This is a genomic window from Mannheimia sp. E30BD, from assembly GCF_041807785.1.
Lineage (GTDB): Bacteria > Pseudomonadota > Gammaproteobacteria > Enterobacterales > Pasteurellaceae > Mannheimia.
This window is the reverse complement of record NZ_JBGTYX010000008.1, coordinates 26,366-40,313: the sequence shown is the minus strand read 5'-3', so window position 1 is coordinate 40,313 and position 13,948 is coordinate 26,366. Positions and strand designations below refer to the sequence as shown.

Genomic DNA, 13,948 nt, shown 5'->3' with positions numbered 1-13,948 from the left:
GTCATTTTTCTTTAGGATTTTGCAAAAAATCAGGAGAAAATGACCGCTTGTTTTATTTTTGAAGTTGGGGTAACAATGCCCAAAATGCGTTGATAATCGGTTCTTGTAACCGCCTTTGCTGAACGCAAATGCCTAGCTCAAATGGGGTTATCAGCGAGGGCAAATTCACATAAGAAACTTGATTATTCATCGGGCTATGCTTAATCACAATATCCGGCAACAGTGCGACCCCAAAGCCTAGTGCAACCATCGGCACAATCGCTTCGTGTCCGGAGACGGTAGCATAAATAATCGGGTCTTTGATTTTTTGCTCTTTAAACCAACGGTCAATCCGTTTTCGCACCGGCCCGTTCACCGGCAAAATAAAGGGGATATTTTTCCAATCTATCGGCGACTGTTGCAAAAATTGAGTGGCTTGGCTCGCCACACGAGGGGCAATAATAGAAAGTTGAATATCATCAATATAGTGAAACACAATATTATTCGGCAGAAATTCCGGCTTACCCGCAACCGAAATATCCGCAGTCAATGACTGAACCTGTTCCAATGCCAAAGCAGGATCGCCGGTACTTAGTTTAATATCTACTTTCGGATATTTTTGGCGAAACCGCCCTAAAATCGGCGGCAAATGGCTGTAAGAAGCCGTTACCGAGCAAAATACTTTTAGCTCCCCCTCTAACTCCCCCTGAACAGGCGACAACTGGTTTTGCAACTGCTGCCACTCTGCCCAACCTTGTTGAGCAAATGCCAAAAACCTTTCCCCAGCTTCAGTTAAATGGACTTGCCTGTTATCACGCAAAAACAACGGCTGCCCTAGCTCCTCCTCCATACGCTGAATATGGCGGGTAAGAGTGGAAGCCGTCATATAATTCTTCTCCGCACTGCGAATAAAACTACGGCTTTGGGCTATATCTAGGAAAAGTTTAAGGCTTTGGAAGTCCATTTATAATACACTAACATAAAATGGTTTTAGCGAAAGATTACTCTGCAATGCCAATTTAATTTGCTCAGCAGTTTCTAATGCTTCTTTAATGGTTACATCCATATCTAAATAGCGATAAGTACCTAAACGCCCTACAAAAGTCACTTGTGTTTCTTTATTTGCCTTTTCGACATATTGGCTTAACAAGGCTTTGTCTTTCACTAAACGAATTGGATAGTATGGAATATCTTTTTCTTCACAAAAACGGCTGTATTCACGATAACAGATTGTTTTTTCGTGCTGTTCCCAAGGGGCAAAATGCTTATGCTCGGAAATGCGAGTATAAGGTACTTCTTCATCACCATAATTTATTACCGCATTTCCTTGATAATCTCCCTCTGCACGGAAAGCTTCAAAGTCCAAAGTACGGTAACCTAAACGACCCAATTCAAAACCGAAGTAAGCATCTAATGGACCTGACCAGAAAATATGATCAAATTCCGCTTTCATTGACTCATCAAATGGCGTATTTAAACGAACTTCGATATTTTCGTGATTTAACATATTTTCCACAATGGCTGTATAACCCTCTTTCGGCATACCTTGGAATTTGTGAGCAAAATAGTTATCATCATAATTAAACCGTACAGGGAGGCGTTTTAAAATACTTGCCGGCAGCTCTTTTGGCTCAACGCCCCACTGTTTTTTGGTATAGCCATAGAAAAAGGCTTTATACAAGTCACGGCCAACAAAACGCATTGCCTGCTCTTCAAAGGTTTGTGGATCTTGAATAGAGAGATCTGCTTGGCTTTCAATTAACACTTTTGCTTCACTTGGTGAACAGGTTTTCTCAAAGAACTGGTTAATAGTATGTAAGTTAATTGGTAATGAATAAACAGCCCCTTGGCTAATCGTTTTTACCCGATTAACAAACGGCATCCATTCACCGAATTGGTTTACATAATTCCATACCCGTTCGTTATCTGTATGAAAAATATGTGGTCCATAAATATGTACCATCACATTCGTTTCGGCATCACGCTCAGAGTGACAGTTACCTGCCACATGAGAACGTTGGTCGATAACGGTTACTTTATAGCCTTGTTCTGCTAATTCACGGGCGATAACGGCATTAGAAAAGCCAGCACCGACTAGGAGGAAGTTTTCCATATACTATTTCTCTATTTGCTTAACTTCATACTCATAAAATTTAATATTATGACTATTATGAATAATCCACACAGTAAACAATCTTTCTGCAATAAATCCAAAGACTCTCTTGTTATAATCTGAATAGTTATCTATTTTTATCTGTTTTTCTAGTTTAAATAATATATCAAATAGCCATTCACAATATTTATTAATAATTCTTTTCTTACCAACAAACATATTATAACAATATAAAAAATTTCCATTTCCTACCTTATCGAATGAGCCTAAATAGTCAGGGTAAAGTTCAAATATTGCATCTCTGGTTAATAGCCAATCTTTCTCATGATGAGCATCACAATAATTTTCCTTTACAGAAGTTTTACCCAAGAGATATTTTTTAGGGATAATGATATCATAGTCTTTAAGAATCTCTTCCACCTCATCTTTCTTAATAGGAACATAATTTCTTCTTTTGAAAGTAAAACCATCCATATTACAAAAATATTTCTTTCTGGCAAAATACCTACGATAATGTACTAACCCAACGATATCATCCCTTACATTCTTCCAAATAAAATATAAAAGAGTACATTCGCAAAAAGATATGTTTTTTTCTGCTATGTTATCAAAGTTGTGTTGATTCTCCCTAAAATATCCTAGATCCTTTGCAATTCCAACTTGAGTGGTAATATAATAATTGTATCTATCCTTTATTGGGACTACTGAATTAAACTCTTTATGAGTTGCTATAAATATTTTCATTATTAGTCCCCTACTATTTTATTCCATATATAATTTTATTTCGCATATCTTTTCTTATCCTAGATATTTTTTTAAGGCAGCTGACCTTCTCAACTTTCCCAATCCAAGATGATGGCTTATTTTTAATGCTATTGAATAAAGTTAAGAATAAGTTACTATTAGTATGTGAACATTTCTTATGCCAAGCTTTCACCTCACTACAATAGTGAATTATAGATATTGGTGTTGATAGCCTCTCTAGTTCGGATAATGCCACTTTATTTCTAATTTTATTCTTTAAAGTTGGCATAAAGTTATATTTTGGATTAATAAAAATCACATCATCTTTAAAGATAAAATTCATTATATCTTGATCTTGATATTTTATATCTTGATATTTTTCAAGATATTGTAGAGCTGAATGATAAACATTACTATTTTTGAATTTATACATATTTATAAGTAAAACACCAGCATTGAAATAATGATGATGTTCAGACAACCCTATTGTTAATTTATAACCATTAGTTTCAATAAAGGAATCATAACAAGCACCTATAGAAAAATCAGATAAATCAATATTCCATAATTCTGATAAAGAATTCGTAGTTAATGTATCCACATCAAGATATAAAATCTTATCCAAATTAGGAAGGTACTCATCTAATTTAAGCCTGGCATAAGTGGCAATAGAAATATGCTTTATTGTTTTTGGGAAAGCTAAGAAATCTTCTTCTTTTACTAAAATAAAATCTATATTAGCATTATTATCATTCACCAGGTTTATAATTCTATCTTTACTTATATTAGATATCCCCAGGTCTAATATATAAAAATGTACATTATGATTATGTTCCAACACACTTAGTATGCTAACAGCAAGATAAGGAGCATAATTTTCATCACTAGATAATACAATATTCATTATTTAACCTTTATACAAACTCAACTATTTTATAATTCTTTTCCTTTCTCATTTTATTTTCTAATTTTCTTTTTTTCTTTCTATGGTAACTATTCAATAACTTCTCTATAAAACTTGGCTTTAACTTATCTGATACTGATTTCCTTTCAACTTCTATCTGGCTATCTAAACTACTCTCTTTTTTATTCTGTTGTAATTCTTGTATACAAAGTGCAGGAGAAAGCTGATAAACTGTAATCTCTTCATTATTTAGGAATTGATTAAATATAATTTGGTCAATTGCAACTATATTAGTTTTCTCTTCTTTATAAAGTTTACCAAGACAATATTTCGCTCCAGAATTAGAAATGATATAACCGGCTGTACCATAATGTACAGATTTTAAAAGTTGAATATTTCTATTATGGCACGTTTTGAAGCTATAGTTATCTAACTCAACTGGCATTAAGAAGGTTTCTAACTTTAAGATTAATGGAAGATTTTTAGCAAAATCATCCACCCCATTTAGTCTATTCAGAAATGTGGAAATATCATTACTCAACAAAACATCATCTTCAAAAATTGCGATATAGTCTAAATTGTCGTCAATACATTTTTTCCATAACGCTAAATGGCTTAATAAACAACCTTTTTCTCCATTTGTTAAAGTTTGATTCTTTGCTAACTCAGGAATAAGCTCACTAATTGCTTTATCCATTATTTCTGAAGGGGAAAAAGCATCAAAAAATTCAAAATTCACATTCTTACTGGCAAATTCTCGGAGAATATGCTTTCTTCTTTTTTCTGCAGAAGGGAGGCTAATTACATAATTCTTACATTTTAACATCGTACTACCTACTTAAATCATAGATAAATTTATAGAGTGAATCTTTTAATTTATAGAACTCACGTTTTAATTTAACACTTGAATTGTCAAACCAAGTGCAACGATTTTCCAAAATAAACTTTATAAGGTGTTTTTCAGCCTAAACACTTCCTCGGGCGTAAGATAGCAAAACTCTATCTATCCCACCTATTACCATATATTTATGTAAGATTAATATTTTCATAATAAGCTTAAACCCAAGTTATATTATAAAGAATTACTTTCAGGTATTAGTTTATGTTTTGAATTTCATTAATAATCAGTTCAATATGATTCGGTAGCTCAGGATTATAGGATAAACAAGATAGAGGCTCGTAAATTCTGGTTCTTGATGAAATAGAGTTTTTTATTGCATCAGAAAGAGAACTCAAGTCATCTTTATTAAAAGTAAATCCAAAATTTCCTTTTAATACTTCTAAGCACCCCATATTTTCAGAAAAAATAATTGGCGTACCGGATAAAATAGATTCTATACCAACAAGACCGAAAGGCTCATAAGTTGACGCCATAATAGTAAAATCTGAAATCTTATATAAATCCGGCATATCATTTCTAAACCCAAGTGAAATGACATTCTTACTCTCTTCCACCGGAGTTCCGGCCACGACTAATTTTATTGGTAAATCAGTATTATTAAAGAATGATTTAAGTATTTCATATCCTTTGCGTTTATGTCCGGTAGAAGGGAATAAATACAGAATATCAGTAGTATTAAATCCTAGTTTCTCTCTCAGACGGTGCCTTTCTTCTTGTGTAATTATTGAAAATTTGCTGGTGTCAACAGGAGGATAAATTACTTTGATTTTATCTTCTTCTATATTATATAAATCCTGTAGCTCTTTTTTCATTAATTTTGAATGTGCAATAACCAGCTTAGATTGGTTTAAACTTCTTTGCTCATTCCAAATCTTAAATCGATCAGATAACGAGGTTGCTTTTTTTAATGCTTTTAAATAGCCTTTATGCTGCCCACCACAAAATATCACATCAGAAGAAATATAACTCGTAGACAAAAATATAGTATCAGAGTGAATTTTCTGCTTTTTCTCAAATAGATAAGAAATAATAGGTAGTCTAAACTTTCTAGGAATATATGATACGTTTATACTTTGTGGCTGAATTAATGTATATTCTGTCAATGAACGATCAAATGAACAAGCGTATATGGTTGGTCTAATTTGTCTCTGAGAAAATCCTTTGACAACATCAAGTAGATAGTTTTCCATTCCACCTGCTTTCTTAAATTTATCACAAATAATCGAAACTTTCATTTGCAACCTTATTTATTTAAATCTAATTGATAAATCATAGCACATTTTATTAAACAAATCCTTTAATTGATAGATCTCCCGTTGGCATTTTATCCATAAAGTTCTATTCGACTTTTCAGGGTTAAATTCAATATTGCTCCCCTGAGTGCTGTCAGGTGAAACACAAGCAGGAGTTATCGCCAAATAATCTATTTTATGTTCCCAATAACGATCCATTGTAATATCAACATTATAAATCCATTCTTCAGATAATTTTAATAATGTATATGCAGCTGATGGAGTTATAAAATATCCGGTGGCATTATCCCATTTTTTAAAAAATCGCTCTACATAACATTCCGTATTAGGAATTGAATGTAATTTTTTCCCTATTTGCGGCCGATTTTTAGGCGCAGGAGGACTTAACCACAAAAATTCAAAATGATTATCCTTCGAACCAAGAAATTTATAAACCTCAGAAAAATGAGAGAACAGTGAAGCATCATCTTCTAAAATAATTATAGGTTGTGCTAATTCCACACACTTTTCCCAAAGGTGATAGTGACTTGCCCAACAACCTAGCTGAGATAAGCTCATTAAATTACCTTTACGTTTAAAGCGTTCTTTCTCATTATATTTAGTAAATAAAGGATAATTTGGGTTTTCTTTTCCATTCACAGCGTTGAAGAATTGGTATTGTATGTGTGGAAACTTTGAAAACTGCTCTTGAATAAAAGCACGGCGTTCCTGTGATTTCTCTAAGTTAATAACAAAAATAGGCGTATTTTTCATTTTATATATCTACTATTATAAATTAACAAAGTCCCGCTTATATTTCCGATGACTCTGAATATTCCTTTCAGCATCTTTTTTATCCCAAATCTGTAATTCCCAAGGATAATAAAAGTTGCTTGAATTTTTAAAATAAATATGGATCCCGATATACTCTTCTTTATCACGCAGATACCAATTCTTTAATCCATATTTTTCCTTCCATTCATCCAGTTTTTCCATAACTTGACAAACAGTCTCGCTGTCAACAATGATCCTTGCACCAAAAATGTCGTTTAAGATGCTATTCACCGGAAAACCTTCGCTACGTTGATTAAATCGTTCAATTTTGTATAAAATCGATTCTGAGGTTTTAACCCGATAAAAATAGGCTATGTCATAAAGATCTGCACGATATAAATAATCGTTAATAGATTCGTGCAAATTGAGACGATAAGATAAAATATGTTTAAGTGGCACTTTTGATAAAGTATGTTTTAAATTCACCTTTTCTATTTTTCCGGTTTCAAAATAATCCTGCGAAAAAGCGAGGTGTAATTTATTAATTTCACTAATTAGCCTTTCAATTTTATTTATCATCTCTTTATTTCCTATAAATCATAAAGCCCTTTGGTAGAAAAGCTTAAATATGGAAATTTTACCGATGTAATAATCTCATCTTCCACTACTGGTGCAATTCCGATATAGCGCCCATTTTCTAATACATAAATGTGAATATTACGCTCTTCTGGGCGAACAACCCAGTATTCACTTACCCCTTGTTCTTGATAAAGTTCATATTTATCTTTCATTTCACGGCGGGAATTACCAGGAGAAAGAATTTCCACCACTAAATCCGGCGCACCGAGACAGCCTTTTTCATCTAATTTGCTCGGATCACAAATTACATAAATATCAGGCTGAACCACGGTTTTAATCGTGCCGTCCGGATGTGGGAAACGAACATCAAATGGATCTGCATACAATTGGCATTGATGGTTATCGAAAAATTTTGCAAATTCCAAACTCATCTTCATCGAGATACGTTGATGCAAACGATTTGGCGCAGGCGACATTGCAATAATTTTGCCTTTAATCAGCTCGATTTTTTCTTTGATTTTCCACATTAAATAGTCGGAATAGCTATAAGTACCGTTTAAATCAAGCTGATTTAATTCAGTAATCGGAGTCATTGGTAAACTCATCATTATCCCCTATCGTTCTCAAAATTGGTGTATTTAAGCACAATCTGCCTTCTATCTCAATGTTTTCAGCAAACAGCAGATACAAAAAACCCCACTTGCGTGGGGTCAAAAATCTTATTTTGTGCTTGGAATGCTGAAACGTTTGTTGAAACGCTCTACACGACCACCGGTGTCAACAACACGTTGTTTACCAGTGTAGAACGGGTGGCAGTTGCCACATACGTCTAAGTTTAAATCTTTACCCACTGTTGAGCGAGTTTTAACTACATTACCGCAAGAGCAAGTTGCCGTAATTTCTTTATATTCTGGGTGAATACCTTGTTTCATTGGGGAACCTCATAAGAAGCCATATCGCCGCCTATCTTGTTAGAATCTCTACCGCTGATAGGTACCATATGTAATTAATAAAAATGTTGAGCAAATGCTCAACGCCAAAAAGAGTGCGTATTTTAGAGAAATTTCCTGCCAAGATCAACTATTAATGGTTGCTATTTTATAAACTATTTAACAAAAACAATATTGAGCGTAATGCAGGCAAATCTCTATAGATTTGTGAGCTAGATCACACTTTTCATTTAGTTTTTTGAGACTTTATAAAAAAATAGTGTAAAATCGGATTCTATCCCTTTCTTTATATAACATTCTTCGACTAGGAGTAAACACAATGGCAGAACGTAAAGTGCTAGCAAATGCAATTCGTTTTTTAAGTATGGATGCTGTGCAAAAAGCAAATTCAGGTCACCCGGGAGCCCCTATGGGTATGGCTGATATTGCAGAAGTTTTATGGCGTGATTTTTTAAAGCACAACCCAAATAACCCTAAATGGGCTGATCGTGACCGCTTTGTTCTGTCAAATGGACACGGCTCAATGTTAATTTATAGCTTGTTACATTTAACAGGCTATGATCTTTCTATCGAAGATTTAAAACAATTCCGTCAATTACACTCTAAAACACCGGGACACCCAGAATATGGCTATGCACCGGGTGTTGAGACTACAACAGGTCCTTTAGGTCAAGGTATTACTAACGCTGTTGGTATGGCAATTGCAGAAAAAACCCTTGCTGCACAATTTAACCGTGAAGGTCATAACATTGTTGATCACTATACCTACGCATTCTTAGGTGATGGTTGCTTAATGGAGGGTATTTCTCACGAGGCTTGCTCGCTTGCGGGTACATTAGGTTTAGGTAAATTAATTGCATTCTATGATGACAACAATATTTCGATTGATGGCCACGTTGATGGTTGGTTTACTGATGATACGGCACAACGCTTTGAATCATACGGCTGGCAAGTAATCCGCAATGTTGATGGTCACGATGCAGAGCAAATCAAATTTGCGATTGAAAATGCACAAGCTGAAACTGAACGCCCTACCCTTATCATCTGTAAGACAATTATCGGTTATGGCTCGCCAAATAAATCAGCTTCCCACGATTCCCACGGTGCACCATTAGGCGATGTGGAAATTGCAGCTTCTCGTGAGTTCTTAGGTTGGGAACACGCTCCATTTGAAATTCCTGAGGAAATTTATTCAGATTGGGATGCAAAAGCAAAAGGTACACTAGCAGAGAAAGATTGGAATGCAAAATTTGCAGCTTATGAATCTGCATATCCAGTATTAGCTGCAGAATTTAAACGTCGCTATGCAGGCGAATTACCAGCAAACTGGGAAACAGAAAGCAAAGCATTTATTGAGAAATTACAAGCAAACCCTGCAAATATTGCAAGCCGTAAAGCATCTCAAAATGCAATTGAAGCCTATGCACCAACATTACCTGAGTTCTTAGGCGGTTCTGCAGACCTTGCAAGCTCTAACTTAACGTTATGGTCTGGATCAAAACCAATCCGTGCTGATCACAATGTAGATGGTAACTATATCAATTACGGGGTGCGTGAGTTTGGTATGTCCGCCATTATGAATGGTATTGCCCTACACGGCGGTTTCATTCCTTACGGTGCAACATTCTTAATGTTCTATGAATACGCTCACAATGCAGTGCGTATGGCAGCATTAATGAAACAACGAGTATTATTCGTTTACACGCACGATTCAATCGGTTTAGGCGAAGATGGTCCAACTCACCAGCCAGTAGAACAAACAGCTTCATTACGCCTAATTCCAAACTTAGAAACGTGGAGACCGGCAGATCAAGTAGAATCTGCAGTAGCGTGGAAAGCGGCGGTTGAGCGTAAAGATGGCCCTTCAGCGTTGATCTTCACTCGTCAAAACCTTGCACAACAAGAGCGTACAGCTGAACAATTAGCGAATGTAGCTCGTGGTGGTTATATCTTGCGTGATTGCTGTGAAAAAGGCACTTGCCCAGATTTAATCTTAATCGCAACAGGTTCTGAAGTTGATTTAGCAATGAAAGCCGCAGATGTATTAGATAGCGAAGGTGTGAAAGTGCGTGTTGTTTCAATGCCAAGCACCAATGTGTTTGATAAACAAGATGAAGCATACCGTGAATCTGTGTTACCACGTTCAGTCACAAAACGTGTTGCCATCGAAGCACAAATTGCAGACTTCTGGTATAAATACGTTGGCTTTGAAGGTCGAATTGTAGGTATGAATAGCTTTGGTGAATCAGCTCCTGCTGACCAATTATTCAAACTCTTCGGTTTCACCGTTGAAAACGTAGTTGCAAAAGCGAAAGAGATTTTATAATACTTATATAGTACAAAAGCGGGAGAAACTCCCGCTTTTTTGTGCTTGTGATATGTAGTAAACGGTCATATTTCGCTAATTTTTTACAACTTGCAAAATTTTTGTCAAATTTTACCGCTTGCGTAATATTAAGGATTAATTCTTAATAATTCTATGCGATATAACACAGGCTTTTTAGAATGACTACCCTCTTCTTGGTAGCCTAAATGCTTAGGAATATTAAACTCATAAACTGAGCCTACAGGCATCATCATCAAACTTTGTTGAAGCCCTGAGAACATATCTCTCACAGGTAAAATCACAGGTACATTATTTAATGTGCCTTCAAATAATTCGCCTTTCTCGTTATAGGACTTAAAGCGGATCTCCACTTTATCGTTGATAGTTGGCTTTTTGCCGTTACTTGCTTTAATAACTTTATATTGCAATCCTTGTTCAGTAGTTTGGTAACGTTGATTAGCCGAAACGGCAGCAGGTAAAGTTACTCCGCCAACCAATAATGCTAAGCTAAAAGTATAAAATGATTTCATCATTTTCATCAGATTCCTCTCTTGTGATAAAAGGCGTTTAGCCGCTACTGGTAGATTAGACAATCATTTTTTGTTTTTTTATCATTTAATTCAACTTTTTAATTAAATCTATTTGCTATTTCCTATTATTTTAGGCATATTACCCCTAATTAAATTTATCTTTATCATAGGAATTTTTTATGAACCAACAATATTCCAGCATACATACTAATATTCAAATGCTAGGCGATTTCTTAGGTCAAACAATTCGTGATGCACAGGGCGATTATATTCTTGATTTAATTGAGAGCATTCGTGTATTATCCAGAAATTCACGCTCTGGTGATGAAACAGCCCGTAAGCAATTATTAGATAAATTAGCCAATATTTCTAATGATGATGTATTGCCTGTTGCTCGTGCATTTAGCCATTTTTTAAACTTAACAAATATTGCCGAACAACATCAAACGGTTTCACGCCATCATACCAATACATTATTAAGTAACCGTTCATTAGATTCACTTTTTCTTCGTTTGAAATCACAAAATATTCCTGTTGAAAAAGTGATTAAAACTGTGGAAGCCTTAATGATTGATTTGGTACTAACAGCTCACCCAACAGAAGTAACTCGCCGTTCACTTGGGCATAAACACGTTGAAATCAATAAATGTTTAGACCTATTAGAACACGATGACTTAACCGAAACAGAAAGTTATAAAATCAAACGCCGTTTAATGCAGTTGATTGCGTTAGCTTGGCATACCAATGAAATTAGAACACAACGCCCAACCCCTGTTGATGAAGCTAAGGGCGGTATGGCAGTGATTGAAAATAGTTTATGGACTGCTGTGCCTGAGTTCTGCCGCCAACTGAATTTCTATTTAGAGAAACATTTTGGGGTGCAATATTCTGTTAGTCTTGCACCTGTTCGCTTCTCTTCTTGGATGGGAGGCGACCGTGATGGTAATCCATTTGTAACCGCAGAAACTACTCGCCGAGTATTAAGAATGAACCGCTGGAAAGCAGCAGGGTTATTCTTAGAAGATATTAAACAATTAACCGAAGAGTTATCTGTTACACAATGTACGCCTGCCTTTCGTGCAAAATATGGCGATCATTTAGAGCCTTATCGAGTGGTGTTAAAAGGACTACGCCAAAAATTAACGAATACTGAAATTTACTATGCTGAACTGTTAGAAGATCGCATTTCTACTATTGATGAAAAAGAGATCTTAATCTCAGATAAGCAGCTTTGGCAGCCTTTATTCGACTGCTATGAATCCTTACAAGCCTGTGGTATGCGAATCATTGCAAACGGTGCGTTGCTAGATTGTTTACGCCGTGTAAGTTGTTTTGGGTTAGGCTTATCTCGTTTAGATATTCGCCAAGAAAGTACCCGCCACGAAACAGCGATTGCAGAAATCACTCGCTATATCGGCTTAGGCGACTACTCGCATTGGACAGAAGATGATAAACAAGCCTTCTTAGTGCGTGAGCTTACCTCTCGTCGCCCACTAATTCCAAATAACTGGACACCAAGTGCAGAAACCAAAGAGGTATTAGACACTTGTAAAATCGTGGCTGAACAGCCTCAAGGAGTAATTTCTGCCTATGTAATTTCAATGGCTCGTGAAGCCTCTGACGTGTTAGCCGTTCATCTTTTATTAAAAGAAGCAGGATGCAAATTTACTATTCCTGTTGCCCCACTCTTTGAAACACTGGGCGATTTAGATCACAGTGAAAAAGTGATGACTGATTTGTTTAATATCGGCTGGTATCGTGGCATTATCAATAATTATCAGATGATTATGATCGGCTATTCCGATTCCGCCAAAGACGCAGGAATGTTAGCCGCTGGTTGGGCACAATATCGAGCGCAAGAAGCATTAGTTAATTTATGTGAAAAATATAATATTGAGCTTACCCTATTTCACGGGCGTGGAGGCACTATCGGACGTGGTGGTGCTCCGGCTCATGCAGCTCTGCTCTCTCAGCCTCCTCGCTCACTAAAAAATGGTTTACGAGTTACCGAGCAAGGCGAAATGATCCGATTCAAATTAGGCTTACCTGCCGTTGCGGTGGAAAGTTTAGAACTTTACGCCAGTGCGATTTTAGAAGCAAATATCTTCCCACCACCAGAGCCAAAACAAGAATGGCGAGATGTATTAGCTAAAGGTTCGGAAATTTCCTGCCAAATTTACCGTGATATGGTGCGTGGTGAAGCGGATTTTGTACCATATTTCCGAGCAGCAACGCCCGAGCAAGAACTGTCTCGCTTACCGCTTGGTTCACGCCCAGCAAAACGCAATCCGAAAGGTGGCGTTGAAAGTTTGCGTGCTATTCCATGGATTTTTGCTTGGATGCAAAACCGCTTAATGCTGCCTGCGTGGTTAGGTGCAGGGCAAGCATTGCAGCAGCTCATTGATGATGGCGATGAAAAACTGTTAAAAGAGATGTGTAATGAATGGCCGTTCTTCTCAACTCGTATTGGAATGCTTGAGATGGTATTCAGTAAAGCAGACGTGTGGTTAGCGGAATATTATGACCAACGTTTAGTTGAGCCAACATTACATCGTTTAGGCAAAGCATTACGCACCCAATTACAAGCTGATCTCAAAACTGTTCTTGCCCTTGCCCACGATGGTCAATTAATGGCAGATTTACCTTGGATTGCAGAATCCATCGCACTGCGTAATGTGTACACAGACCCATTGAATTTGTTACAAGTGGAGCTACTGCACCGTATTCGTAATCAAGGTGAAAATGTCGATCCTGAACTTGAACAAGCCTTGATGATAACCATCACAGGTATTGCGGCAGGTATGCGTAATACAGGTTAGGTTAGCTTATGTTATACAAGCGATTAAATTTGGTGACACATTTGCAAAATCCTGAATAAATTTAACCGCTTGTAGTCTATTAAACATAAAAAAAGCG

13 protein-coding genes are annotated in these 13,948 nt (G+C 36.2%); 2 read left to right on the top strand and 11 right to left on the bottom strand.

Annotated elements, in window-relative coordinates; translation table 11 throughout:
* Nucleotides 1-52: 52 nt before the first annotated feature.
* The 10 genes from ilvY to rpmE form a co-directional block, all read right to left on the bottom strand.
* Nucleotides 53-943 carry an HTH-type transcriptional activator IlvY gene (ilvY, locus tag ACERCG_RS06715; protein ID WP_373611280.1) on the bottom strand — a complete coding sequence of 297 codons (891 nt, stop codon included), beginning with the start codon at nt 941-943 and terminating at the stop codon, nt 53-55.
* Nucleotides 944-2,092, bottom strand: a complete 1,149-nt coding sequence (gene glf, locus ACERCG_RS06710) for a UDP-galactopyranose mutase (protein ID WP_373611279.1) — start codon at nt 2,090-2,092, stop codon at nt 944-946. It lies immediately after the preceding gene.
* Between the two features lie 3 nt (nt 2,093-2,095).
* The gene (locus tag ACERCG_RS06705) at nt 2,096-2,836 is read right to left on the bottom strand and encodes a DUF4422 domain-containing protein (RefSeq protein WP_373611278.1); all 741 of its coding nucleotides are present in this window, start codon (nt 2,834-2,836) and stop codon (nt 2,096-2,098) included.
* 13 nt (nt 2,837-2,849) lie between these two features.
* Complete coding sequence (locus tag ACERCG_RS06700; RefSeq protein ID WP_373611277.1) at nt 2,850-3,740, bottom strand: glycosyltransferase family 8 protein; 891 nt, start codon at nt 3,738-3,740, stop codon at nt 2,850-2,852.
* 10 nt (nt 3,741-3,750) lie between these two features.
* Complete coding sequence (locus ACERCG_RS06695) at nt 3,751-4,566, bottom strand: glycosyltransferase family 25 protein (protein ID WP_373611276.1); 816 nt, start codon at nt 4,564-4,566, stop codon at nt 3,751-3,753.
* Between the two features lie 269 nt (nt 4,567-4,835).
* Nucleotides 4,836-5,876: a glycosyltransferase family 4 protein gene (locus ACERCG_RS06690; RefSeq protein ID WP_373611275.1), complete on the bottom strand. Its 1,041-nt coding sequence runs from the start codon at nt 5,874-5,876 to the stop codon at nt 4,836-4,838.
* Nucleotides 5,877-5,888: 12 nt separating this feature from the next.
* Entirely contained in the window at nt 5,889-6,647 is a 759-nt protein-coding gene (locus ACERCG_RS06685; protein ID WP_373611274.1) for a glycosyltransferase family 25 protein, read from the bottom strand.
* Nucleotides 6,648-6,662: 15 nt separating this feature from the next.
* Nucleotides 6,663-7,226 carry a GTP pyrophosphokinase gene (locus ACERCG_RS06680; protein WP_373611273.1) on the bottom strand — a complete coding sequence of 188 codons (564 nt, stop codon included), beginning with the start codon at nt 7,224-7,226 and terminating at the stop codon, nt 6,663-6,665.
* Between the two features lie 11 nt (nt 7,227-7,237).
* On the bottom strand, nt 7,238-7,834 hold the full coding sequence (locus tag ACERCG_RS06675) for a Uma2 family endonuclease (protein ID WP_373611272.1): 597 nt from the start codon (nt 7,832-7,834) through the stop codon (nt 7,238-7,240).
* A gap of 111 nt (nt 7,835-7,945) precedes the next feature.
* Nucleotides 7,946-8,158: a 50S ribosomal protein L31 gene (gene rpmE, locus ACERCG_RS06670; protein ID WP_373611271.1), complete on the bottom strand. Its 213-nt coding sequence runs from the start codon at nt 8,156-8,158 to the stop codon at nt 7,946-7,948.
* A 337-nt stretch (nt 8,159-8,495) separates the two neighbouring features.
* Here rpmE and tkt point away from each other — a divergent pair, with 337 nt between their 5' ends.
* On the top strand, nt 8,496-10,502 hold the full coding sequence (tkt, locus tag ACERCG_RS06665) for a transketolase (RefSeq protein ID WP_373611270.1): 2,007 nt from the start codon (nt 8,496-8,498) through the stop codon (nt 10,500-10,502).
* Nucleotides 10,503-10,630: 128 nt separating this feature from the next.
* Here the strand turns inward: tkt and ACERCG_RS06660 are convergent, their stop codons facing one another.
* The gene (locus ACERCG_RS06660; protein WP_373611269.1) at nt 10,631-11,035 is read right to left on the bottom strand and encodes an FKBP-type peptidyl-prolyl cis-trans isomerase; all 405 of its coding nucleotides are present in this window, start codon (nt 11,033-11,035) and stop codon (nt 10,631-10,633) included.
* Between the two features lie 176 nt (nt 11,036-11,211).
* On the opposite strand from ACERCG_RS06660, the gene ppc reads away from it, so the two are divergent.
* Nucleotides 11,212-13,851 carry a phosphoenolpyruvate carboxylase gene (gene ppc, locus ACERCG_RS06655; protein WP_373611268.1) on the top strand — a complete coding sequence of 880 codons (2,640 nt, stop codon included), beginning with the start codon at nt 11,212-11,214 and terminating at the stop codon, nt 13,849-13,851.
* Nucleotides 13,852-13,948: the final 97 nt, after the last annotated feature.